Origin of the sequence: Vibrio sp. 10N.222.55.C6 (assembly GCF_041473395.1) — a bacterium.
GTDB lineage: Bacteria > Pseudomonadota > Gammaproteobacteria > Enterobacterales > Vibrionaceae > Vibrio > Vibrio crassostreae_C.
Map to the genome: position 1 here is coordinate 1 of NZ_JBFRSD010001062.1, position 317 is coordinate 317.

Below are 317 nucleotides of genomic sequence, written 5' to 3' on the forward strand. Positions count from 1 at the left end.
TACTAACGGACGTAATTCAACCAGTCGAACCGCTGCTTGGGCTAATTTCTGGCGGTCTACTTTTGGGGTTGACGCCATGCCCATAAATGACGTCAGGGTTTCTGTAGCTTGTGTTCTAAAGTCCGTTAATTCAAAGACTGGATCTGCAACTACAGCTTCTTCTAGATACAGAGCCGCCTGTTTTAGATGAGAAGTATTAGAAAGGGTATCAGTTGCCAAGCAACTAACTACGCCGTTAGCTTTCACTACATCACGTATTTCAGGCAGTACCTTTAAACAGTATTCACGATACTTGATAAGTTCCTGTTCTAGTACAG

1 pseudogene is annotated in these 317 nt (G+C 43.2%); it reads right to left on the minus strand.

Features of this window, described 5'->3' with window-relative positions:
- Window positions 1–317 (minus strand): annotated as a pseudogene (locus AB4486_RS27550) (hypothetical protein); the annotation flags it as partial.